The sequence below is a fragment of the Candidatus Didemnitutus sp. genome, assembly GCA_019634575.1.
Lineage (GTDB): Bacteria > Verrucomicrobiota > Verrucomicrobiia > Opitutales > Opitutaceae > Didemnitutus.
Genome location: JAHCAY010000001.1, coordinates 3,345,512 through 3,367,825 on the forward strand (window position 1 = coordinate 3,345,512; position 22,314 = coordinate 3,367,825).

General features: G+C 65.3%; 20 protein-coding genes and 1 tRNA gene. 15 read left to right on the forward strand and 6 right to left on the reverse strand.

Going from position 1 to position 22,314, the window contains the following annotated elements:
- Nucleotides 1-17: 17 nt before the first annotated feature.
- The 5 genes from KF715_14000 to KF715_14020 all read left to right on the forward strand — a co-directional run bounded on the left by KF715_14000 (nt 18) and on the right by KF715_14020 (nt 5,646).
- Nucleotides 18-443 carry a DUF3568 family protein gene (locus KF715_14000; GenBank protein MBX3737805.1) on the forward strand — a complete coding sequence of 142 codons (426 nt, stop codon included), beginning with the start codon at nt 18-20 and terminating at the stop codon, nt 441-443.
- Between the two features lie 45 nt (nt 444-488).
- Nucleotides 489-1,841 (forward strand): PDZ domain-containing protein, encoded by a 1,353-nt coding sequence (locus KF715_14005; GenBank protein MBX3737806.1) that lies wholly within the window; start codon nt 489-491, stop codon nt 1,839-1,841.
- Nucleotides 1,838-3,316: a hypothetical protein gene (locus KF715_14010; GenBank protein ID MBX3737807.1), complete on the forward strand. Its 1,479-nt coding sequence runs from the start codon at nt 1,838-1,840 to the stop codon at nt 3,314-3,316. Before KF715_14005 ends, KF715_14010 begins: the two co-directional genes overlap by 4 nt.
- A gap of 54 nt (nt 3,317-3,370) precedes the next feature.
- Nucleotides 3,371-4,918 (forward strand): DEAD/DEAH box helicase, encoded by a 1,548-nt coding sequence (locus KF715_14015; GenBank protein MBX3737808.1) that lies wholly within the window; start codon nt 3,371-3,373, stop codon nt 4,916-4,918.
- A 128-nt stretch (nt 4,919-5,046) separates the two neighbouring features.
- Nucleotides 5,047-5,646, forward strand: coding sequence for an HAD family phosphatase (locus KF715_14020; GenBank protein ID MBX3737809.1), 600 nt, complete (start codon nt 5,047-5,049; stop codon nt 5,644-5,646).
- Between the two features lie 63 nt (nt 5,647-5,709).
- On the opposite strand, the gene KF715_14025 is transcribed toward KF715_14020, so the two are convergent.
- Nucleotides 5,710-6,777, reverse strand: coding sequence for an alpha/beta hydrolase (locus tag KF715_14025; protein MBX3737810.1), 1,068 nt, complete (start codon nt 6,775-6,777; stop codon nt 5,710-5,712).
- A 46-nt stretch (nt 6,778-6,823) separates the two neighbouring features.
- On the opposite strand from KF715_14025, the gene KF715_14030 reads away from it, so the two are divergent.
- Nucleotides 6,824-7,924 (forward strand): histidinol-phosphate transaminase, encoded by a 1,101-nt coding sequence (locus KF715_14030; GenBank protein MBX3737811.1) that lies wholly within the window; start codon nt 6,824-6,826, stop codon nt 7,922-7,924.
- Here KF715_14030 and KF715_14035 read toward each other — a convergent pair.
- Nucleotides 7,921-9,537, reverse strand: coding sequence for a tetratricopeptide repeat protein (locus KF715_14035; GenBank protein MBX3737812.1), 1,617 nt, complete (start codon nt 9,535-9,537; stop codon nt 7,921-7,923). The genes KF715_14030 and KF715_14035 overlap by 4 nt on opposite strands.
- A gap of 179 nt (nt 9,538-9,716) precedes the next feature.
- Between KF715_14035 and KF715_14040 the strand changes: the two genes are divergently transcribed.
- From KF715_14040 to KF715_14050, 3 genes are all read left to right on the forward strand, one after another.
- Nucleotides 9,717-10,823, forward strand: coding sequence for an outer membrane beta-barrel protein (locus KF715_14040; GenBank protein ID MBX3737813.1), 1,107 nt, complete (start codon nt 9,717-9,719; stop codon nt 10,821-10,823).
- Nucleotides 10,824-10,893: 70 nt separating this feature from the next.
- Nucleotides 10,894-11,496, forward strand: a complete 603-nt coding sequence (locus tag KF715_14045) for a polysaccharide export protein (protein ID MBX3737814.1) — start codon at nt 10,894-10,896, stop codon at nt 11,494-11,496.
- Between the two features lie 4 nt (nt 11,497-11,500).
- Nucleotides 11,501-13,726 (forward strand): polysaccharide biosynthesis tyrosine autokinase, encoded by a 2,226-nt coding sequence (locus KF715_14050; protein ID MBX3737815.1) that lies wholly within the window; start codon nt 11,501-11,503, stop codon nt 13,724-13,726.
- Here KF715_14050 and KF715_14055 read toward each other — a convergent pair.
- Nucleotides 13,723-14,718 carry a threonylcarbamoyl-AMP synthase gene (locus KF715_14055; GenBank protein ID MBX3737816.1) on the reverse strand — a complete coding sequence of 332 codons (996 nt, stop codon included), beginning with the start codon at nt 14,716-14,718 and terminating at the stop codon, nt 13,723-13,725. The genes KF715_14050 and KF715_14055 overlap by 4 nt on opposite strands.
- 63 nt (nt 14,719-14,781) lie before the next feature.
- Nucleotides 14,782-14,973, reverse strand: a complete 192-nt coding sequence (gene rpsR, locus KF715_14060; GenBank protein MBX3737817.1) for a 30S ribosomal protein S18 — start codon at nt 14,971-14,973, stop codon at nt 14,782-14,784.
- Nucleotides 14,974-15,079: 106 nt separating this feature from the next.
- On the opposite strand from rpsR, the gene KF715_14065 reads away from it, so the two are divergent.
- Nucleotides 15,080-15,155, forward strand: a tRNA-Arg gene (locus KF715_14065).
- A gap of 9 nt (nt 15,156-15,164) precedes the next feature.
- On the opposite strand, the gene KF715_14070 is transcribed toward KF715_14065, so the two are convergent.
- Nucleotides 15,165-15,773, reverse strand: a complete 609-nt coding sequence (locus KF715_14070) for an NAD(P)H-dependent oxidoreductase (protein ID MBX3737818.1) — start codon at nt 15,771-15,773, stop codon at nt 15,165-15,167.
- A gap of 60 nt (nt 15,774-15,833) precedes the next feature.
- Between KF715_14070 and aroC the strand changes: the two genes are divergently transcribed.
- Entirely contained in the window at nt 15,834-16,925 is a 1,092-nt protein-coding gene (gene aroC / locus KF715_14075; GenBank protein MBX3737819.1) for a chorismate synthase, read from the forward strand.
- 38 nt (nt 16,926-16,963) lie between these two features.
- Nucleotides 16,964-17,719, forward strand: coding sequence for a hypothetical protein (locus KF715_14080; GenBank protein ID MBX3737820.1), 756 nt, complete (start codon nt 16,964-16,966; stop codon nt 17,717-17,719).
- A gap of 39 nt (nt 17,720-17,758) precedes the next feature.
- Here KF715_14080 and cdd read toward each other — a convergent pair whose 3' ends face one another.
- Nucleotides 17,759-18,727, reverse strand: coding sequence for a cytidine deaminase (cdd, locus tag KF715_14085; GenBank protein ID MBX3737821.1), 969 nt, complete (start codon nt 18,725-18,727; stop codon nt 17,759-17,761).
- A gap of 118 nt (nt 18,728-18,845) precedes the next feature.
- On the opposite strand from cdd, the gene KF715_14090 reads away from it, so the two are divergent.
- The 3 genes from KF715_14090 to KF715_14100 all read left to right on the forward strand — a co-directional run bounded on the left by KF715_14090 (nt 18,846) and on the right by KF715_14100 (nt 22,287).
- On the forward strand, nt 18,846-19,934 hold the full coding sequence (locus tag KF715_14090; GenBank protein MBX3737822.1) for a bifunctional transcriptional activator/DNA repair protein Ada: 1,089 nt from the start codon (nt 18,846-18,848) through the stop codon (nt 19,932-19,934).
- A gap of 165 nt (nt 19,935-20,099) precedes the next feature.
- On the forward strand, nt 20,100-21,275 hold the full coding sequence (locus KF715_14095) for a DUF3570 domain-containing protein (protein MBX3737823.1): 1,176 nt from the start codon (nt 20,100-20,102) through the stop codon (nt 21,273-21,275).
- 31 nt (nt 21,276-21,306) lie between these two features.
- Nucleotides 21,307-22,287 (forward strand): FAD:protein FMN transferase, encoded by a 981-nt coding sequence (locus KF715_14100; GenBank protein MBX3737824.1) that lies wholly within the window; start codon nt 21,307-21,309, stop codon nt 22,285-22,287.
- The last annotated feature ends 27 nt before the right edge of the window (nt 22,288-22,314 follow it).

Genomic DNA, 22,314 nt, shown 5'->3' on the forward strand with positions numbered 1-22,314 from the left:
CTGTCAGCGTGGGGACCATGAAAACCACGATTCAGAACCGTTCCCGTAGGTTGGCCGTTCTCCTGAGCGCGCGCGTGCTGCTGGCCTCGACCCTGCTCGGCGTCGCCGCGTTCTCGTCGGGTTGCGTGGCGGTCGTCGCCGCGGGCGCGGCGGGCGGCGCAGTCGCGTGGGTGCGCGGCGCGGTGGTGACGACGCTCGATGGCGATCTCGATCGCGTCTATCGCGCGTCGCAGCAGGCGTTGGGCGATCTGCAGTTTGCCAAGATCACGGACCGCAAGAGCGGCGTCGATGCGGAGCTCACGTCGCGCACTGCGCTCGACAAGAAAGTCGTCATCGCGCTGGAGCGCGTGGGCGCCGCCACGAAAGTCACGATTCGCGTGGACCTGCTGGGCGATCAGCAGCTGTCGCTGACCATTCTCGATCGCATCAAGAGCCGCCTCTGACGTTGCGGCCTTGACCGGCGCGGCGGGCGCCGGTTCGCTGCCGGCATGTCTTGGCGCCGGATTCGGTGGGGACTGCTCGCGTGGGCCGCGTGGGCGGTCGCGAGCGCCGCAGCGGATCGGCCGTCTGCGGACGCGGTGCGACCGTGGGCCGAAGTGCGGCAGGAGAGCTTCGATCTCGTCTGGACGACGGTCAACGAGGCGTATTTCGACCGCAAGTTCGGCGGCGTGGATTGGTCGGCGGTGCGGGTGCGTTATCTCGCGCGGCTGGGTGAGGCGGAGGACAAGCCGGCGTTGCGCGCGCTGCTGCAACAAATGCTCGGCGAGCTGCATCGCTCGCATTTCGCGATTTTGCCGCGCGAGGCCGCGGTGTTCGAGCCGGAGGAGCGCGGGCGCATCGGCAAGGTCGGCGCGACGGTCACTTGGACGGATGGGGCGGTCGTCGTGACGGAGGTGCAGCCGGAAAGCCCGGCGGCGAAGGCCGGGTTGAAAAACGGCGACGTGTTGCGGACGGTCGGCGGACAAGATCTGGCCGTGCTGGCGGAGAAATTGCAGCGCAATGCCGGTTGGAGCGCCGAGCGTTCCGGGCGTTACCTGGCGCAATGGGCGGCGCATCAGCTTTGCGGTCCGGTGGGTGAGCGGATGGAAGTGGAGGTGGCGGACGGCCAAGGCGAGGCGCGTGCCCTGGAGGTCGCGCCGGCGTCTCATGAAGGAGCGTGGTCGGAGCCGATGGGCAGTTTTCCCTCGTGGCCGGTCGAGGTGCGGCATCACATGGACGCGGACGGTGTCGGTTACGTGGCGTTCAATACGTTCGCGCGGGAGGCTTTTCGGGATGTGCGGGACTTCGTGTTGAAGCTGCCGGCGGACGGCGCGCTCGTGATCGATTTGCGCGGCAATCCGGGAGGCATCGCGGCGATGGCGCCGGGCTTGACCGGCTGGCTGACGGATCAGCCGCTGTGGATGGGGCGGATGCAGATGCGGCAGGGGGTGGCGCAGTTCACGGCGTTTCCGCAGGAAGGGGCGTTTCTCGGTCCGGTCGCGGTGCTGATCGACGGCGGCTCGGCCTCGACCTCGGAGATCCTCGCGGCGGGGTTGCAGGGGGCGGGGCGTGCGCGGATTTTCGGCGAGCGGAGCGCGGGGCAGGCGCTGCCGTCGGCGTTCGTGAAGCTCCCGATGGGCGACCTGTTTCAGTTCGCGATGGCGAACATCGTCACGGCGCGGGGAATCCCGCTCGAAGGCACCGGTGTGACACCCGACGAGCCGGTGTCGCGCACCCGAGCCGAGCTGGCGGCGGGGCGCGATGCAGTGCTCGATGCGGCGCGAGCGTGGCTGCAAGGGGAGCGCGGGAAAAAGTCCGCGCGATCTCGCCCGGCGGACCAATCTCTTTCCGATAAACCATGAAACTGTCCTTTCCGAAAATGGCGTCGCGGACCGTGTGGCTGGCCGCGCTGTGGCTTTTGCCGTTGGCCTCTGCGGAGGCGGCGAAGCCGGCCGCAGATGCCGATGCAGTGCTCGACCGCTGGGTCGAGGCCAGCGGCGGCGCCAAGCGCCTGAAGGCGATCCAGCAGAGCGATTATCATCTGCGCTTGGCGTTTGGTCCGAGCGTGGTGCTCGATGCGACGGGCACGGCGCTGGCGAGCGGCCCGCATCGGCTGGTGATGCAGACTCCCGCGGGCGAGGTGACCTCCGCCGACGATGGACGCATCGCCTGGGTGCACCATGCGAGTCTGGGTGGGCGGGTGTTGGAGCCGGACAGGGCGGAGCGCGACCGCCGGACGACCGGTCCGGCCGAGGCGTTGCGGGTGAAGCGCGACTACCCACAGCGGCTGCGATTGCCGGACGAGCAGCTCGACGGGAAAACGGTCAGAGTGGTCGAACTCACCGATGCGTGCGGATGGAAGGAGCGCTGGTATTTCAATGGCTCAACCGGGCTGCGGGTGCGGCGCGAGCAGCTCGACGAGGAGAAAGGCGGCACCGTCGACTACGCGGATTTTCGCAAAGTGAATGGCATCGTCGAACCCTTCCGGGCCCAAATGCGGATGAGGAACGGGAGCGGGTCCTCGCTCGAGGTCCTTGCGGCCACTCACGCGACGAAGGTCACGGCCGAACGGTGGGTGCCGCCGGAGGGACTGGAGGCCGACTCGCGCCGGATCGACGAGGCGGTGCGGAAGTTTCAGACAGCGATGGGCAGCAAGGAGGCGTTCGCGAAAATCAAAACACGGGTGACGAGGGCGCGCGTGGAGGTGCCGGCGAGCGGAATATCCGCGGCGATGAGTATCTCAATCCGGGAGCCGGATCGCATTTTGATCGAGCAGGACGTGCCGGGCATGGGTCGTATGTTACAGGGCTTCGACGGCAAGACCGGTTGGGCATGGGGCGAGATGCAGGGTTATCGCGAGCTGCATGGTGCGGAACTGGTGCAGTTGGCGGCGACCGCGAAGCTCGCACCGCGCATCGGGGGCGACGAGGCTCCGCTGCGGCGCATCGTGAACGAAAGCACCGACGCGGACGGCCATGCGGTGCTGGCGGTGGACTTCTCGACCGTGGCGGGCTCGACGGGCATTTGTCACTTCGATCTCGAAACGGGGTTGCTGGTGAAAGTGGAGACGTTGCTGCAGACCGGTCCCGGCAGCACTTTCAAGGCGGTGATGGAGCTGTCGGATTACCGGGAGGTCGACGGGGTGAAGGTCGCGTTCGTGCAAGCGGTGTCCAATCCGGCGATGCGCGTGGTCACCCGCCTGCTGGAGGTGGAACACAACCGCGAATTGGCGGATGAGCTATTCCTGCCGCGCAAAAACGGCGAAATCCCCGTGCCGGCGGACACGGCCAAGCCGGCGGACAAGGGTGCAGCGTCGGAGCCCGTGCCGCGCGCCTGATTTCTGCGAGATTGCAATGGCCGGAGAGGCCCGCGATAAGCGCGGCTCCGATTCATGCTCCGCAAGCTCATCTCGAAGATCAAAGACACGTTCAAGGCCGGTGGCAAAGCCGCCGAGTCCAAGCCCGCGCACGGCCACCGTCCGCACTCCGCGAAACCGGCCGGGAAGGGCGGACCCCGCCATGAGCGTGCCGACCGTGGTTCGCATGGCAGCCACGGACAGAGCCATGGTTCACACAGCCACGGTGGCGGCAAGTCGCAGGGTCGCGGGCACGATCGCCCGGAGCGTGGCGGGCGCGGACGTGGCGAACACGATGAACGCGCGGCCCGTCCGCCGGCGCCCCGTGCGCCGCGGCACGAGGAGCCGGCGAAGCCGTTGCCCGAGGTGCCGAAGATGGACACGCCGTTCACGGCGCTAGGCCTGAACGACCGCATCGCCTACGGCGTCCAGCAGATGGGCTACGAGAACCCGACGCCGATCCAGGCGCAGGCGATTCCCGAGGTGCTGGCCGGCAAGGACGTCATCGGCTCCGCGCAGACCGGCACCGGCAAGACCGCGGCGTTCGCGCTGCCGATTCTCCACCGTCTCGAGCGCCGCGGCGCACTGCGCTGCCTGATCCTCGAGCCGACGCGCGAACTCGCCGTGCAGGTCGAGGAGGCGTTTAAGAATTTCTCCAAGTTCACCGATCTCCGCGTCACCGTCGTCTACGGCGGCGTGGGTTACGGCAAGCAGCGCGAGGATCTCGCGCGCGGCGTCGATGTGCTCGCCGCCACGCCCGGCCGCCTGCTCGACTACATGGAGCAGGGCGAAATCCGCCTCGATAACGTCGACATCCTCGTGCTCGACGAGGTCGACCGCATGCTCGACATGGGCTTCCTGCCCGACGTGAAGCGCATCGTCGCGAAGGTGCCGAAGAATCGCCAGACGCTCTTCTTCACCGCCACGCTGCCGCCCGAGATCGAGCAGCTCGCTGCCTGGGCGCTGCGCGATCCGTTCAAGATTTCCGTCAGCCGCGAGCGATCGACCGCCGAGACGATCACGCACGCGTTTTACCCCGTGGTGCAGGCGCAGAAGTTCGAGCTCCTCGCGCATCTCCTCGAACAGACGCAGTATCACTCGGTCATCATCTTTTCGCGCACGAAGAGCGGCGCGGACTACGTGGCCAACCGCCTCAAGCACGCCGGTCACACCTGCGCGGTCATGCACGCGGACCGTTCGCAGCAGGAGCGCATGGATGCGTTGAAGGGCTTCAAGTCCGGCAAATACGAGGTGCTCGTCGCCACCGATCTCGTGGCCCGCGGCCTCGATATCGCCGACGTGTCGCACGTGATCAACTTCGACGTCCCGGAAAATCCCGAGGACTACGTCCACCGCATCGGCCGCACCGGCCGCGCGCAGAAGACCGGCGACGCGTTCACGCTCGTCACCGAGGAAACCTGGCGCGACGCGCGCAGCATCGAGCGCTTCATCGGCCAGAGCATCGAGTGGAAGAAAGTCGACGGCTTCAACTACACCTACTCGGGGATCTTCGATGGCGGTGGCATGCCGCAGGTCGCGCCCGAGAAGCCGAAGAGCCGGCTCACGCGCGGCGGCCGACGCTGAGCCGGGGCGGCGAAATTTCTCCCGCACGATCTTAGCGTGTCAGCGCGAGGCGCTAGAGCGATCGTGCGGTCGCGCGACACAGATTGCCATTGCGTGGGGCGCGCCACGCGCTTCGTTCGACCGTTTCCATGAAGCTCGACATCCCGTCCGGCGATTTTGCCGGCTACATTTTCGATTGCGACGGCACGCTCGTCGACACGATGCCGCTGCACTATCGCGCGTGGAGCGCGGCGATGCAGCGCCACGGACTGAAGGGGGAGCTCAGCGAGGATTTGTTCTACTCGCTCGGTGGCGTGCCGACCCGGCGCGTGGCGGAGCTGATGGGGGCGCATTACGGTCTCACGCTCGATCCCGATCAGGTGTTTCATGAGAAGGAGGACATCTTCCTGTCGTTGCAGGGTGAGATGAAAGTCATCCAGCCGGTCGTCGATTTTGCGCGCGCCGTGGCGAAGCAAAAGCCGGTGGCGGTCGCCTCGGGTGGCCCGAAGCCGATCGTGCGGCGCACGTTGGAGGTGACCGGGTTGTCGGAGCTGTTCCCGATTCTCGTGACGCCGGAGGACGTGGTGCATGGCAAGCCGGCGCCGGACATGTTCCTGCTCGCGGCGGCGCAGATGGGCGTCACGCCGAGCGCATGTCTCGTGTTCGAGGACGCCGGTCCCGGCTTCTGCGCGGCGGAGGCGGCGGGGATGAAGTGGGTCGAGGTGCCGAGCCGGCCGGTGAAGCGCTGATCAGTCAGCCGCGCACTGTTTGGTTAGGCGTGAACCCGCGCCCGGAGGTCGCGAGCTACCGGACTAGTTGTCAGTTAAGCGGCGGAGCACCACGGTGTCGCCGACGTGCAGGCCGGAGATGGCGGCGGCGTCGCCGCGGTTGATCGCGAGCGTGAACCAGCCGTCGGCTTCGGGGAAGGCGAACCACTCGTCGCGTTTCACGGGCGCGGGGGTTGTGGCGTAGAAGACGCGGATGACGCGGGAGCCGACGATGACGGCGAAACGGGTGCGTGGCTTGATGCCGAGCTGCGCGAGGTCGGTGAGCTGGAAATTGATCACGAGGTTGCCGGAGCCGGGCAGAATCTCGAGGACGCGTCCGGCGGCGGCGGAGCGGTCGGGGGCGAAGGCGACTTGCGAGGGGCCGACATCCGGTGGCTGCGTGGTGTCGAAATTGGGTTCGGGGCGCCGGCCTTCCTCGACCCAGCGCACGAGGGCGGAGAGCGCGGCGAGTTTTTCGGCGGAGTTGATGTTGGCGTGGCCGTGACGGGCGACCGTCCAGAGCACGGGCGCGAACTCGGCTTTGGCGGCGGCGGTGACGTAGCCGCGCGGGCTGGAAAGTTCGGATTGGTTGGCGAGCAGGAGGAGCGGACGGCGTGGTTGGAGCGTGAGGCCGATGGTGGGCGGCGGTTCCTGCAGTTGAAATTCCGGGCTGATGGCGACGGCGCCGGCGTAGTTGTCGGGCGAGGACTCGGCGATGCGGGCGACGATGGCGCCGCCCATGGCCTCGCCGAGGAGGTAGACGCGTTGCGGCTGGCCGTGCACGGCGGAGATTTGGCGGCGGAGGGCATCGAGGTCGTCGATGGCGTCCCGGAGGATGACGCCGTTGCGGCGGAAGCTGGTGGTGGCGACGAGCCAGCCTTGGTCGAGCAGCGGGCGGACGGGCGGGTGCGTCTCCTGGAGGTTGGCGTGGAGCGGTTGCTCGTCGGTGCGGTAAGCGTGGGCGAGGAGGAGCACGCGGCCGTTCCAGCGCACGGGTTTGGCGACGGTGTAGAGAGCGCCGGATGGAAGCGCGCCGGTCTCGAGGACGACATCCGCCGCGCGCAGGTGGGCGAATACGAGGGAAAGGAAAACTAAAAGGCGAAGGAGGCGCACGGGTTTAGGTTTGAAGCGCGCGGCGCGGCGCGGTGGTTTTCCGGGCATGACTTACGCGGACCTGGCGAACAAGGGCATTCTCACGCAGCCGGTGTATGAGCCGGGCAAGCCGATCGATCAGGTGGCGCGCGAACTGGGACTCGACCCGGCGACGATCGTGAAGCTGGCGTCGAACGAGAATCCGTTCGGGCCGTCGCCGAAGGCGGTCGCGGCGGGCGAGAAGGCGTTGCGGGAGGCGCATCTTTATCCGGACGGCGGCTATTACCTGTTGCGCGAGCGGCTGGCGAAGCATTGGGGGCTCGGGATGGACCAGTTCATCGTGGGCGACGGTTCGAATGAAATCATCGAGCTGCTCGGGCACGCGTTTCTGGCGCCTGGCGTCGAGTGCGTGATGCCGCAGGCGTCGTTCATCGTCTACAAGCTGGTGACGCTGATGTTCGGCGCGACGCCGGTGGAGGTGCCGCTGGCGGAGGGGTTGCGACAGGATTTGACGGCGTTGCGGGCGGCGGTGACGCCGCGGACGCGGTTTGTTTTTCTCGCGAGTCCCGCGAATCCGGTGGGCGCGACGAACACAACGGAGGAGATCTTCGCGCTGGTGCGGTCGTTGCCGGAGCATGTGATCTTTGTGTTCGACGAGGCTTACGCGGAGTTTTTGGACAACCCGCCGGACTTGCGCGTGCTGATCGCCGAGGGGAGGAAGGTGATCGGTTTGCGGACGTTTTCGAAGATCTACGGGCTTGCGGCGCTGCGGGTCGGCTACGCGTATGCGGCGAAGGAGTTGATCGCGGTCGTGCAGCGAGCACGGCAGCCGTTCAACGTGAACGCGATCGCGTCGGCGATGGCGATCGCTGCGCTCGGCGACGGGGAGTTCGTGGCGATGGTGCGGCGGGAAAATCGCGCGGGGCTCGAGCAGCTGGGGGCGGGATTCGCGCAGCTCGGGCTGGAGTTTGTGCCGGGCCACGGAAATTTCCTACTCGTGAAGGTCGGCGACGGCGGGGCGGTGTTCGACGCCTTGCAGCGGCGCGGTCTCATCACGCGGCCGGTGAAGGGTTATGGCTTGCCCGAGTGGTTGCGCATCAGTGTCGGGACACGCGAGCAGAACGCGCGGCTGCTCGCGGAACTGGCGAGTGTGTTGGGCCGGGGTTAAGGCACCGAGGCAGGCGACTGGGTGATCTCGCGACCGACGTGCTGCCGAAGCTCGGCGAGCAGCGCGGGTTGATCCGGGTGGAGGAGGTTGAGGTCGCTGCCGAGGCGGCGGTAGACGAACGCGAGGATGTCGTGCGAGGGGCGGCGCATCGCGAGAAAATGGCGGAGGTGCGCGGGGAGGGTGTCGAGCTGGCCTTGTTCGGCTTCGAGGCGGACGAGGAGGCCGAGCGCGGATTGGTTGAGCGGGTCGAGGTTGACGGCGCGGGTGAGGGCGAGGCGGGCGGCTTCGGGGCGGCCAAGGGCGAGCAGGCGATTCGCGACGGCGGAGAGATTTTCGGCGCGGAGGTTGGGCTGGGTGAGAAGGTGCTCGAGTTGAAGTCGGGCGTCGTCGTCGCGGTTCAGGCCGAAGAGGGCGACCGTGCGCAGGCCATCGAAGGCCGGCCCGTAGCGGAGGCCGGCGGAGGGGTTTTCCTGAAGATAGCGGTCGAGTTCGACGATGCCCTCGGCGTGGCGGCCGGCGGAGATGCAGGCCTCGGCGTAGAGGAGGGCGGGGGCGTCGGGATTCCATTTCTGACGCGCGAAGGTCTGCTGGATGCGGCGGGCCAAGGCGGGATTGCTGGTGTTCGCGGCGAAGTCGCCGAGGGCAAGCAGGGCGTTGGCGTCGGAGGCGAAGAGCGCCATGAAACGATCGGTCTCGCGGGCGAGTTCGTCGGTGCGATGTTCGGTGTGGAGCTGTCGCAGGAGTTGGAGTCGAGGTGCGGGCGAGAGCGGGTCGTTGGCGAGGCTGAGGGTGGTGGCTCGGGCAAGTTCGTCGCCCCGTCCTTTTTGGGAGTGGATTTGCGCGACGAGTTCCAAGGCAGGGCCGCGACCGGGAGTATCCTCGAGGAGCGGGGTAAGGCGGGTAAGGGCGAGGTCGGCAAACCCGCGCTCGTAGTCGGCGCGGGCGAGCAGCAAGGTTCCTTCGGTGGACTGCTCCAAGTGGTGGCGGCGGAGAATGTTTTCGGCGGCGTCGAAATTGCCGCGGTGAAATGCGACGGCGGCGGCGTGGATCGCGCCTTGATCGCGGACGACGGGGGATGGGTGGGCCATCAGTTCGTTCGCGACGGCTTGGAGTTCGGAATCGAATTGGAACTCGAGCAGGAAACTCAGCGCGGCTCGCAGGTAGTCCGCGTCGTTGGCGAAGCGAGGGAGGTGCTGAACAAGGAGGTCGCGGGCGAGATCGGGACGTTTGGCTCCGACATAGAGGCGTGCGAGGGCAAGACGGCCATGCAGATTGGCAGGCGATTTCGCCAAGCCGGCGCGAAACAAGCGTAGCGCGGCAATGGGGTCGCCTTGTTTGAGGGCATCTTCGGCCTGGCGGACATAGTGGTTGCCCATGGCGATCGCGACGTTGCGCCAATGAGTGGGAAGCAGTGTGTCGCCCCAAGACACCTCTTCGATGCCGCGCAGGTATCTGAAGTAAGCTGCGGCGGTGCCGGTCGCGCCGAGCCACATCGAAATGGCGAGGATGCCCGCCGCTATCGTGATTCGCCCCCACCGCAGTCTCACGGTATCCGCGGTTTCGGAGTTTTCGTCGTAGGAGCCGTGGAGGAAATACGCCCAGAAACCGCGCACGGGATCGTTTTAGAAAGGCGACTGGCTTGGCCCAAGCTTTTTCCCACGCCGACGCGTAGCTAAGTGCTCGTGAAAATGTCGGAAATAAACCTTGCTCACGAAATTCCTTTGCATCTTCCTGATGGGACGTAGCTCGCTGACCTAGACACACCTTATACCAGATGAAAACCCACGGACGCTTGTTTTCCCTCCTCGCCTTGAGCGCGAGTTCCTTGACCGCCGCTCCCTTTGTCGCGCTCGGTGACAATGCGGAGTTGTTCCTGACCGGGTCGGTTGTCGCGAATTTCGACGACAACATCTATCTTCGCAACGGTTCTGCAGGTCGTCCCGAGGTGAACGATACCATCCTCACGTTCACGCCCGGCGTGGATGTGGTTTTCGGTAAGAACGCCGCGACGACGGGTAATTTCTATTTCCGCGAAGACATCGTCCGTTACTCGGACAACGACCAGCAGAACACCGAGCTGCTGAACGTCGGATTCAATTCGCTCTACAGCAACGGCAAGTCGAAGCTCGATCTCGGCGCTTCCTACGCGGAGTCCGCGCAGAATGACACCGGCGCCCCGGGTGACATCGTGTCGCGCAAGACGACCGCGGTCCGCGCCCTGTCGGAATTCGGTGTGACGGAAAAGACCTCTTTCGGTGCCGGTGTGCGCTGGGAAAAGATCAACTACGATGCAGGCCCTGGCTACCTCGATAACCGTGCTTGGTCCGTGCCGCTGGATGCTTATTTCGAATACTCGCCGAAGCTGCAATGGAGCGCTGGCTACCGCTACCGCTCGACCGAACTGAGCGGCGCCGGAATCGATAGGAAAGACCATTTCTTCAACATCGGCGCGCGCGGCGAGTTTACGCCCAAGCTGACGGGTCAACTTCGCGTGGGTTATAGCCTCCGAAAGCTTGATCGTGGTGACGATGATTCCGGTTTCGGCGTCGATTCGAGCTTCAACTACGCCTATTCGCCCAAGACGACCTACACACTCGGTGTAACGAACGACTTCGGAACGTCGGCGCTGGGTGAGTCCACGAAGAACTTCTCGATCAATTTGGGTGCCAACAACCGAATTGATGAGCAATGGAGCTGGAACGCCAATCTCGTCTATCGCAGCACGGATTACCCCGCCCATTCCGATGACTTTTGGCAGGGTGGCGTGGGCGTTTCTTACGTCTACAACAACAACGTGAATTTCACGGCGTCCTACACCCACCGCAACAATAGCTCGAACGCGTCGCTCTTCGAATTCTCGAATAACGTCTTCAGCATCGGAGCCAATCTCCGTTACTGAGCGGCTGGAAACGGGATTTATCTGGACGGAAGAAGGTCGCTATCGATCTTCTTCCGTTTTCATTTTCTCTATGAGGCGCTTCTTTTTCAGTTTGGTGTTCGCTTGTTGGGCCGCTTGTGCTGCCTATGCTGTGGAGGATCCGTCCGGCGTGAAGCCTGCCAGCACGGCGGTCGATTACATCCTCCAGCCGCTTGACCTGCTTCGTATCGTCGTCTTTCAGGAGCCCGATCTCGAGCGTCAGGTGCGCATCAGTCAGGAATATGCGATCAATCTCCCGCTGATCGGATCTGTCGATCTCCGGGGCAAATCCGTTCGCCAAGCGGAAGAGCTGATTCGTGCCCGCTACGATGCCGATTTTCTTAAGAACCCGCAGATCACCATCACGGTTATGGAATACACACCGCGCACAGTGCAGGTGCTCGGTGCGGTCAATCAACCCGGGGCCATTGCCTTTACCCCGGAGCAGCAGATGACGATCATGGAAGCGATTGCCCGTGCGGGCGGACAGGCCCGTATCGCCGATATCCGGCGCGTGCGTCTTACCCGACAAATGGCTGAGGGAAAAACCGAAATTTTCACCATCAATCTCGACGACCTTATGAAGGGAGCCTCCACCGAAAAATGGCCGCTGTTGAAAGGCGACGTCATTTTTGTTCCGGAGCGCATTCTCTAAGCACATGGAACCTGCGACCAAATTCGACAAGGGCTCGGGCTCTGGCGCCTATCCTTACACCTACTACGGCAGCAATTACGGCGCCGGCTATGGCGGCTATGGCGCGGCCGGCGGAGAAACCGCCGTCCAGCGTGGCTTTCAGGACTACATGCTCATCTTGCGTGAGCGCGTGTGGTATATCGTGGTGGTCTTTCTCTTGGTGTTCAGCTCGGTCGCGGTCTACACGTTTACTCGCACCCGCACCTATCTCTCCACCGCCAGCGTTCAGATCTTTCGTCGCGACCCCGTGGTGATGCAGGTCCAAGGTGTGGTGGATAACGAAATCCGCTCCGCCGAAGACCTGAACACTCAAGTGAAGGTTCTTGAAAGCTTGGCTATCGTCCAAGCGGTTTCTGACCGCCTCGCAGGTGAAGATCTGCGGCAGTTCCTCGCGCCCTACCAAAAGTCGGGCGGCGACGACCCGATCTCGGCGGCGACTATTCTCTTCCGCGATCGGAAGGTCGTTCCTATCCGCCTCAGCCTAATCATCCAGGTCCAATACGAACACCCCGACCGATTCATTGCTGCCAAGGTCGCGAACCTCTTCCTCGACGAATTCATCGCGCACAACTCTCGCCTGCGCATCGAAGAGTCCATGAAGGCGGTGGACGAGCTGAAGATCCGCGCCGATCAGCAACGAAAGAAAGTCGAGGAACTCGCGCTGTCGTTGCAAGGCTACCGCGAAAAAAACAACTTGGTCTCACTCGACCAGCGCAAGGACATCGTCACCGAGAAACTCAAGGCGCTGAACACTTACGTCACCCAGACCGACGCGCGGCGCAAAGACGCCGAGGTGCGCTGGAAGCAGGTCCAGGAACGTCGTCAGCCGCTCTCAGGTTTGCTCGATCTACCTTTCATTTCCAGCCAGTCGCTCATCGCCCAACTCGTCCAGCAGGTCGCGGCCCAAAAAATCGTGATCGCCCAACTGCGCGAGCGCTACCGCGACAAGCACCCGAAGATGATCGAGGCGATGAACTCCCTCAATCAGATCGAAACGGAGTTGAATCGCGCGCTCACTACCGCCGTCGCGATGACGGAAGCCGACTATCAAACTGCGGTGCGCAGCGACGAGCAGGCCCGCGCCTCGCTCACTAAGCAGGAATCCGAGTCTCTCGATCTCGACCGCGCCGCCGTCGAATACTCCAACCTCGAGCGCGACTTGCGCATCAGCGAGCAGCTCCTCGGCAACACTTTGGCGCGCATGAAGGAGACCTCGATGAGCAGCACGATCGAGACCCAGAATGCGCGCATCGTTGATCGTGCAGCTCCGGCGCTAAAATATTACAAGCCCAACATCCCGCTCAATCTCGCGCTCGGCTTCCTCGGCGGCCTCGCCTTGGGCACTGGCTTTGCCTTCTTCGTCGCCTACATCGACGACCGCGTGAAGTCCTCCTTCGACATCGAGGGAGTCATTGGTCTGCCGCTCATCGGCATCATTCCCGAGATCAAGCGCATGGAGCAGCCGGATAAGGCGCAGATCGTCATCAACAATCAGGACAAGCAGGTTGCCGAAGCCTTCCTCGCGCTCCACTCCAGCTTGCGCCTCAAGGACGAAAGCAAGAACGCGCAATGCATTCTCACGACCTCCACCATCCCCGGTGAAGGCAAATCCTTCGTCTCGACCAATCTCGCCCTCACCTTCGCCGCCCACGGCGAGCGCGTCTGTATCGTGGACTGCGATCTTCGAAAGCCGAACGTCCATAAATCGTTCCGCATCGAGAACCTGAAGGGCGTCATCGATGTCTGCGCCGGCACTGCCACCATCGACGATGTCGCGGTGAAGAACCTTCACCCAAACCTCGACATCATTCCCGCTGGCGGACGCGCGAAAAATCCGACGCAGATTCTCAACAGCAAGGGCTTTGAAGTCATGATCGCCGACCTGCGCAAGCGCTACGATCGCGTCTTCTTCGACACGCCGCCGCTCGCCGCCGTCAGCGACTCGCTGATCATCCTCCCGCTCGTCGACGGTTCGATGTTCACCATCTATTTCAACCGCGTGCGTCGCAAGGCCGCGCAGTTCGCCGCCCGCCGTCTGCTCGAGGTGAATGTCCCATGCTTCGGCGCCGTGCTCAACGGCCTGAACCTCACCGTCTCGGGCTACTACTACGCGCAATACTACGACAAGTCCTACAAGGACTACTACATCACGATGGCGAAGCGCGAAAAGGGCGAAGCCGCCCCGCGCTAATGCGCCGCGCGCCGCTTCCCTGCGGCGCGCCGCAACCGATCGTTGATCGCCTCACCCAAAGCACCGGCTCGCGCCGGTGCTTTTTCGCAAATGATCCCGGTAAACCTGCCCGCATCAGCCGCGCGGAGCACTGCGTAGAGGGCGCGCGCTGCATCATCCGCACCGCCCGATCGCGTCAATGCGAACACGTTCTCGCTCGCCGCAAGGGTAGTCGGACGCCGCCAGTAGATCACGGCCGTTCGCGCCTCCACCTGACGCGGCGCTTTTGCGACCAAAGCGAACGGCGTGCGCGGACTGTAGTGCTGGTCGAGCAGTCCGGGTGCGAGTGTCCGTTCTCGCGCCTTCTTGCCGATGCGCGCCTTCACGCCGGCGTGCGCCAGCGCCGTGCGCAAATCCGTCGCCGAAATCGCTCCTGGCCGCAGCACGACCAGCCGCGCTGGCTCGCTCGCGTCCACGATCGTGGATTCCACGCCCACTGCGCAGGCGCCACCGTCCAACACGTGCGGGATGCGTCCGCCCAAACCGTCGAGCACATGCGCTGCGGTCGTCGGGCTGACGTAGCCGAACGGATTTGCGCTCGGTGCCGCCAACGGCACGCGTGCGAGCTTCAGGAGCTTGCGCGCCAGCGGATGCGCTGGTGCGCGCACCGCGACGGTGTCCTGACCTGATGTCACGATTGCCGGCACGCACGTGCGCTTGGGCAGCACCAAGGTGAGTGGCCCCGGCCAAAATGCTTCCGCCAGCACGCGCGCCGCGACGTTGAATTCCGCCAGGCGCTCCGCCGCACGTCGGTCCGTCACGTGCACGATCAGCGGGTCGTCCGCCGGCCGGCGCTTGGCCTCGAAAATCCGCCGGCACGCGCGCGCATCGAGCGCATTGGCCGCGAGCCCGTAGACCGTCTCGGTCGGCATCGCGACGAGCTCGCCGCGCCGCAACGCCATCGCCAGGCGCCGGAGCGCGGCGGGAGTTGGCGAGTAGACGCGCGTTTTCATTCGACCAAACAAAAAGCCGGAGCGCTTGCTCCGGCTCAATGCGAAAGGAGGACGAGCTCCGGCTTACTGCATCACCAGCATCTGGCGCGCGCGCTTGATTTTGCGCGTCACCTCACGCTGCTGCTTGGCCGACATGCCGGTATACTTGCGGGGGAGAATCTTGCCCGTGTCAGTGATGTAACGGGACATCAGCTGCGGTTGGGTCATCGGAATCTCTTCCGGCTTGAGGCTCTGTTGCTTCTGTTCGGTGCTCATGGAGATTGGAAAAGGGGACGAGATGTTGCTTCCAGCCCTCCCGCTGTCAACGGGCATTTTTAGCTTTGCGAGCCGCCGTCGGCATGCCTTCCCTGCCCGAGGATTAGTCCCCGTAGCTCAACTGGATAGAGCAGCGGTTTCCTAAACCGCGCATCCCGGTTCAAGTCCGGGCGGGGGCGCCAGCTCGCATCTCACATTCCGCTGCGGAACGTGCGATGGTCCACGATCCCGCTGGTGCGCACGCTGCGCAGTGCCGCGCCATACGCGCCGAGCACGCGCAAAGCATAGCGCAGCCGCGCGCGGATCGTCGCGTCTTCCTTCGCGACGCCGTCTGCGCCGTCGGGCGCGTTCAAGTTCCCTTCCACGTGCTGCACGATCACATGCTCGGGAATCCACGCGAGCCGGTTGTTCTTCGTGCCGCTCATGCGCAGCTCGGCCACCGGATAACTGCCGCCGCGTCCGGCCGAGACCGTCACGATCAGCCCGGGCTTATGACCGATTTCATCGGCCGAGCAATTCATCAGGAAATTCTTCACGCCCGGCGTCACCATGCCGTTCCACTCAGGCGTCACGACGACGAGCGCATCCGCGGCCTTCAGCTCGCGTGCGATCGGCTCCCAGAGCTCGTCCGGCGCACCACCAGTCGTTTCGTCCCAGAGCGGCAGCGGATTACCACTGAGGCTGTAGAGAAAAACCTCCGCGCCCGCGACCTCCTGCGGCAACGCCGCGGCGACGTATTTCGCGACCTTCAACGACTGCGCTTCCACGCGATGGCTGCCGCTCAGCACGAAAAATTTCATGCGGCGGACGATGCCCAGCCGGGGCTTGCTTGCAAGCGACCTTCGCCCAACCTGTCCGGCGTGCCCAACTCGTTCGGCAAACTCTTCACCATCTCGACTTGGGGCGAGAGCCACGGCCCGTCCGTCGGCGTCGTGATCGACGGCTGCCCGCCGCGCTTGCCGCTCATCGCGGACGACATCCAAGCCGACCTCGACCGCCGCCGCCCGGGCCAGAGCGACATCACCACGCCGCGCAAGGAGGAGGACAAAATCGAATTTCTCTCCGGCCTCTTCGAGGGCGTCACCACCGGTCAGCCGCTCGCCATGCTCGTGCGCAACGCCGACGCCCGCTCGTCCGCCTACGACGAGATGAAGACCAAGTTCCGTCCGTCGCACGCCGACTTCACCTATCAAACCAAGTTCGGCCTGCGCGATCACCGCGGCGGCGGCCGCTCCTCCGCCCGCGAGACCATCGGCCGCGTCGCCGCCGGCGCCGTGGCGCGCAAGATCCTCTCGCTCGCCGGCAAGGTCGAGATCCGCGCCTTCGTCACGCACATTCACCACGTCGCTGCGCCGTCGCTCGACCATTTTCCGACGCTCGCCGAAGTGGAGGCCAATACCGTCCGTTGCCCGCACGGACCGACCGCCGAGAAGATGATCGCGACCATCAAGCAGGCGCGCTCCGAGGGCGACTCCGTCGGCGGCATCATCGAGTGTCGCGTGCGCGGCGTCCCCGCCGGGCTCGGCGAACCCGTCTTCGATCGCCTCGAGGCCGACCTCGCGAAGGCGATGCTCTCGCTCCCGGCGACGAAAGGTTTCGAGATCGGCAGCGGCTTCACCGGCACGCTCCTGAAAGGCTCGCAACACAACGACGCCTTCGTCGCCAAACGCGGCAAGGTCCGCACCGCCACCAACAAATCCGGCGGCGTGCAAGGCGGCATTAGCAACGGCGAGGAACTCGTCTTTCGCGTCGCCTTCAAACCCACCGCCACGATCATGCAGGCGCAGCAAACCGTGGATATCTACGGTGCGCCGACCGAGCTCCAAGGCCGCGGTCGCCACGATCCGTGCGTCGTCCCGCGCGCCGTCGTCATCGTCGAAGCCATGACCGCGCTCGTGCTCGTCGATCACTGGATGCGCCACGCGGCGCAAAACCAGACCTTCAAGTTCTGACTTGTCGGGCCCGCGCGCCCGCATTCGTTCCGCTCGCGATGAGTTATTCCGCCGCCATCTACTTCATCCTCGGCACGCCCGGCTCGGGCCGCCGAAGCATCGTGCTCGACCTCATCGAAAACGGCCTCGCGCCCGACGAGCCGGCGCTCGTCCTCCTCGCGCAAACCGAGGCCGCCGATCCGGCCGACGAAAAATTTATCACACGCGCCAATCTCGAAGTGCGTCGCTGGTCCTGGGACGGCAAGGAGCTGCCTGACCAAGCGCTGCCCGAGCGCGGCGCCGTTTTCTTCGTCGCCGAGTCGCGCGGCGACCCGATGACGCAACTCGAGTTGTTCAAACCCTGGCTCGATCGCCACCACGTCGAGCTCGCGCGCGTGTTCACTGTGGTCGATTGCCAGCTCGCCGAGAAACAGCCGCCGCTCGCGGCGTGGTTCGACGCCTGCATCTATTTCTCCGACGTCGTCTTCCTGACCAAGCGCGAGGGCGTCGCGAACAAATGGCTGAGCGCTTTCATCCGCCGCTACGAAGATCAGTTTTATCCGGCGCACTTCATCCAGGTGAAAAAAGGCGGCCTGCCGAATCCCGCCATCGTGCTCGACGCGACGCCGCGCCGCGTCGCGCAATATTTCGAACAGATCGAGGACCTCTCCGGCATCGAAATCGAAACCGACGATGATGAAGAGGACGCCGAGGAGGACGACGCCGCGCCGAAACCCGAGCCCTATTTCGAGCGCAACCGCAGCGGTCGCCGCGTCAAGGAACTGCCCGACCTCCGCAACTACCTCCCGAGTTGAGGCGGCCCGCGACCTCCGGGCGCGGGTGGGGCCTTGGCCTCACTGCACCCGCGCCGTGAAATACTCCAGCCGCACGCGCGGCGCCACCACCGCGAGCACCGCCTCCGTCGCGCTCCGCTGACTCGCCAGCGTCGGCACTTCCACGAGCACGGCACGCTTCACGCGCCGCGGCACACCGAGCGGAGAATTCGTGTGCGCGAACGCCAGCACCGATTCCAGCGGCGAGAAACTCGGATTGTAGGCCGCGTTGCCTGCGTAGCGTCCCGCGCAAACCGCGCTGTCCGCGAATTGCAACGCCACACCCGCAAATTGTCCCGCCGCGTCGGTCGGGTAGGGCGCGTAGCTGCGCCGCGCCGCGTCGAGCGCCGCCATGACCACGGCATCCCGCGAACCGCGTCCCGCGAGGGCCAGCGTCGGCGCTGCGAGCGCCGGGTCCATCAAGCCGCCCTTGATGTCGAGGTCGGTCGGACCGAACGAGCGTGGCAACAGCTTGGCGAGCGGCGTCGCGTCGAAGCCGCGCTGCGTCTTTGCCGGCAGCAGCACGGAGAGCTTCGCGGCGGTGCTGAGTTCATTGAGAAATTGCCGGCAATAACCGCACGGCGCCGCCGTCACAGCGAGCAGCGACAGTCCGCGCTCGCCATGCAGCCACGCGTTATTCGTCGCGCACTGCTCGGCGTGGATGGTGAAGCTCAGTGCCACGCCCTCGAACTCGTAATTCGCGCCGAGATACAACACCGGGCTCTTCCCGCGCGCGGCCGGCAAACCCGCCGCCACCGCGCCGACGCGGAAATGCGACACCGGCACCACCGCGTAATGTTGCGCGAGCGGCAATAGCCGCATCATCGCCGCACCGAGATCGCCGCCCACGCTCGCGCGCACGCGGTCGACGAGCGCCGGAGCGACCACGCCGCCGGTCTCCCAGAGCGCGTCGAGTTCGGCGCGCAGCGCGGCCGGGAAACTCGCAATCGCCTGCTGCCACGAAGTGGGACGGGAAACGCGTTGGCTCATGCGCGCAGTCAACCCTTCGCGCGCTCGCCGGTCAACGTCCCGTCGCGCGCGGCCGGTGTGGATTTCCTTGCCCGGATTTCGGCCGCGGACTTGCGCCAGCCGCGACTAGGCTTAGAGCATGATCCAGCTCGACCACTCCGTGCCCCAAAACGCCGCCACGCACACCTTGCCGAACTTCCGCACGATGTATCGCGCGGTCCGTCGGCGCGACCCGGCCTACGAAGGCGTGTTCTTCACCGGCGTGAAAACCACCGGCATCTTCTGCCGCCCGACCTGCCGCGCGAAATTTCCCAAGGAGCAGAACGTCGAGTTTTTCCCGTCCGTGAACGAGGCGCTTCACGGCGGCTACCGTCCGTGCCGCCTCTGCAAGCCGATGGATGCGACGCGCCCGGTGCCCGCGCTCGTCGAGCGGCTGCGTCGCGCCGTCGAGTCCGCGCAAGACGGTCGCGTGACCGACAAGGATCTTGTCGCACTGAAGATTGAGCCCTCCACTGCGCGCCGCCAATTCAAGGCCTACTACGGCATGACCTTCCACGCCTACCAGCGCGCCCGCCGCATGGGTCTCGCGTTGCACGGCCTGAAGTCCGGCCAGCCCGTCGTCGAGGCGCAGCTCGCCACCGGCTACGAGTCCACCAGCGGCTTCCGCGACGCGTTCGCGCGACTCTTCGGCCAGCCGCCGCGCGACGCCGCGACAAAGCACTGCCTGCTCGGCCGCCGTATCGAAACGCCGCTCGGCACGATGGTCGCACTCGCCGACGACGCAGGCCTGCGTTTGCTCGAATTCGTCGACCGCCGCGGTCTCGAGCGTGAGATCGAGCAGCTCCGCCGCCGGCTGAAATGCGTCATCGTCCCCGGTGACCATCCGACGCTCGAGGCGACCGCCGCGCAGCTCGCGCGGTATTTCGCCGGCGAGGCGTTGAATTTCGATCTGCCGCTCGCGCCGGTCGGTTCTGATTTTCAGCAAAAGGTCTGGGCCGAGCTCCGTCGCATCCCGCCGGGGCGCACGCGTAGTTACCTGGAAATGGCGCGGCGTGTCGGCGTGCCGAAGGCCGCCCGCGCCATCGGTCGCGCCAACGGCTCGAACAACGTGGCGCTCGTCATCCCGTGTCATCGCGTGATCAACGCCGACGGTTCGCTCTGCGGCTACGCCGGCGGTCTCTGGCGCAAGCAGCGTCTGCTCGAGCACGAGCGCAAGCATCTGCGCTGACTGTGGCTGGCTTGGGCGCATAGCGCGACAGCGGGGCTGCCATTTAGCCGGCGCGCTGGCGTAACAGCCTTGTTACGGTCCGTTACTTTTCGCGCGAGGCGCCTGCGCAACAGTGCGCGTGCTGCCGCGCGCTCCGTTCTCCGGCGGCAGGAAACACCTCCCGCGATGACACCTTCCACCGTCTCTTCCGCCCGCCCGCGCTCGCTCGGACTGACTTTCGCTTTCGCTGCATGGCTCGGTCTCTCCGCGCCCCGCGCGCGCGCCGAAAACGCGCTCACCTACAAATACGAGGACTACAGTGAGGCGAGCGATCGCATCGCCGTCACCACGCAGAGCGCACTCCTCGAACAGGACCTCGGTCACGACTTCCGCCTGAAGCTCCAGGGCGTCACCGACGCGATCGTCGGCGCCACGCCCAACGGCCAGCCCGCCCCCGCGGGCAGCGATCAGGTCGTGCTCACGCACATCAGCGAGCGCCGCCATGAGTGGTCGCTCGATCTCTCGCGCCAGCTTGCGCTTTGGAATCTGGCCGCCAGCTACGCCAACAGCCGCGAGAGCGACTACCACTCGCAAGGCTGGTCCCTGAACGCACTCGGCCATTTCAACGAGAAGAACACCACGCTCCTCCTGGGCGTTGGCGGCACGAGCGACGACGTGAAGGTTTTCTACCAAGCGCCGTGGGTGCGGAAACGCTCCCTCGATCTCGCGGCGGGAGTGACCCAGCTCCTCGATGCGAACACCTCGATCGCATTCAACCTCTCACTCAGCCGCGCGACCGGCTACCTCAACGACCAATATAAGCTCGTCCAAAAATCCATCGAGGTCGGCCCGGGCGTTTTCCTGCCGTTCACGTTCGGCGAAAACCGTCCCGACGAACGCACGAAGTGGATCGCGCTCGCCTCGGTTAATCGCGCGCTGCCGTCGGCCGCCGCCGCGATCGAGGCGAGTTACCGCTTCTATCACGACACATTCGGAACCAGCAGCCACACCGTCGATTTTTCCTGGCTGCAAAAGCTCGGTGCGCGCCTCGTGCTCATTCCGCACCTGCGCCTCTACACGCAGAGCGCGGCGGACTTCTACTACTACCGGCTCGATGGCACGAACATCACGCCCACTGGCGGCGCGCCGCGATCTGGCGGGCCGTTCTATTCCTCCGACTACCGCCTCTCTGAACTGCGCTCGACAACCCTTGCGCTGAAAGCAGTCGCGACGCTCTCCTTGCGCTGGCAACTCGACGCCGAGCTTGCGCGCTACGACATGCACGGACGCGATCGTGTGACGCCGGCCAGCGCTTATCCGCGGGCGAACATCGTCACGCTCGGCGCGAGATTTTCCTGGTAACCGCGTGCTACGCTCGCCGCCCGTGCCCGCCATGACTGCCGAGACACCCACGAGCATTCGTGCCCGCGCCGCGTCCGCCGGCGATTCGTCGCTGCGTCTGCTCGCGTTTCCGGCGCTCGGCACCACTTGCGAGGTCCAATACGTCGCCGCCGATGCTGCACAAGCGACCGCGTTCGAGCGCGCGGTCGTGGAGTGGGTGAGCGGCTTCGAAACGAAATATTCGCGCTTCCGCCCGACGAGCCTGGTCAGCCGCATCAACGACGCGGCCGGCCGCGCCTGGGTCGACGTCGACGCCGACATGGAGCAAATGCTCGCGCTCGGCGACGCATTGTTCGCCACCACCGGCGGCGTGCTCGATCCGACGGCGTTGCCTCTGCTGGCGCTTTGGAACTGGAAGGCAGACCATCCGAAGATCCCCGTGCAGGCCCAGATCGACGCGGCCCGTCGGTTGGTGGGATGGCGTAAAGTGCAGCGCCTGCCCGGGAAGGTATTTCTGCCCGAGAGAGGTATGGCCCTGGACTTCGGCGGCTTCGGCAAGGAATACGCCGTCGATATCGTGGCCCACCTTGCGCGGGAGCACGGCATTGCGTGCGCGCTGATCGATTTCGGCCGCGATGTATTCGTGCTGGGTGCCCCGCCCGGTCGGGCGGCGTGGCATCTCGGTCTCGAGGATCCGCACAGCCCCGGTGCGACGTGGGGCAGCATCGCGGTGCGTGGCGGACTCGGTGTCGCCTCGTCGGGCGACTATGTGCGCTGCTTCACGATCGATGGGCGGCGATACGGGCACATCGTCGATCCGCGGTCGGGCCGTCCGGTTGACAACGGCTGCCGACAGGTGACGGTTGTCGCCGATACGTGCCTGCAAGCCGGCGTGCTGTCGACCGCGGCTTTCGTTCTCGGCGCGGCGCGCGGGATGGAACTGATCGAGCATTGTCCCGGCGCGGAGGGAGTGATCGTGACCGAAACCGCGCGCCATCACAGTCGTGGTTTTCATGCCTATGTGGTCGCTTGAAATGCATGGATGTCGTTGGCGCCGCCT

Excerpts from the sequence above, each read along its gene's own strand:
- KF715_14000 (MBX3737805.1), top strand. The coding sequence starts at position 18 with ATGAAAACCACGATTCAGAACCGTTCCCGTAGGTTGGCCGTTCTCCTG.
- KF715_14005 (MBX3737806.1), top strand. The coding sequence starts at position 489 with ATGTCTTGGCGCCGGATTCGGTGGGGACTGCTCGCGTGGGCCGCGTGG.
- KF715_14010 (MBX3737807.1), top strand. The coding sequence starts at position 1,838 with ATGAAACTGTCCTTTCCGAAAATGGCGTCGCGGACCGTGTGGCTGGCC.
- KF715_14015 (MBX3737808.1), top strand. The coding sequence starts at position 3,371 with ATGCTCCGCAAGCTCATCTCGAAGATCAAAGACACGTTCAAGGCCGGT.
- KF715_14020 (MBX3737809.1), top strand. The coding sequence starts at position 5,047 with ATGAAGCTCGACATCCCGTCCGGCGATTTTGCCGGCTACATTTTCGAT.
- KF715_14030 (MBX3737811.1), top strand. The coding sequence starts at position 6,824 with ATGACTTACGCGGACCTGGCGAACAAGGGCATTCTCACGCAGCCGGTG.
- KF715_14045 (MBX3737814.1), top strand. The coding sequence starts at position 10,894 with ATGAGGCGCTTCTTTTTCAGTTTGGTGTTCGCTTGTTGGGCCGCTTGT.
- KF715_14050 (MBX3737815.1), top strand. The coding sequence starts at position 11,501 with ATGGAACCTGCGACCAAATTCGACAAGGGCTCGGGCTCTGGCGCCTAT.
- KF715_14055 (MBX3737816.1), bottom strand. The coding sequence starts at position 14,718 with ATGAAAACGCGCGTCTACTCGCCAACTCCCGCCGCGCTCCGGCGCCTG.
- rpsR (MBX3737817.1), bottom strand. The coding sequence starts at position 14,973 with ATGAGCACCGAACAGAAGCAACAGAGCCTCAAGCCGGAAGAGATTCCG.
- KF715_14070 (MBX3737818.1), bottom strand. The coding sequence starts at position 15,773 with ATGAAATTTTTCGTGCTGAGCGGCAGCCATCGCGTGGAAGCGCAGTCG.
- KF715_14080 (MBX3737820.1), top strand. The coding sequence starts at position 16,964 with ATGAGTTATTCCGCCGCCATCTACTTCATCCTCGGCACGCCCGGCTCG.
- cdd (MBX3737821.1), bottom strand. The coding sequence starts at position 18,727 with ATGAGCCAACGCGTTTCCCGTCCCACTTCGTGGCAGCAGGCGATTGCG.
- KF715_14090 (MBX3737822.1), top strand. The coding sequence starts at position 18,846 with ATGATCCAGCTCGACCACTCCGTGCCCCAAAACGCCGCCACGCACACC.
- KF715_14095 (MBX3737823.1), top strand. The coding sequence starts at position 20,100 with ATGACACCTTCCACCGTCTCTTCCGCCCGCCCGCGCTCGCTCGGACTG.
- KF715_14100 (MBX3737824.1), top strand. The coding sequence starts at position 21,307 with ATGACTGCCGAGACACCCACGAGCATTCGTGCCCGCGCCGCGTCCGCC.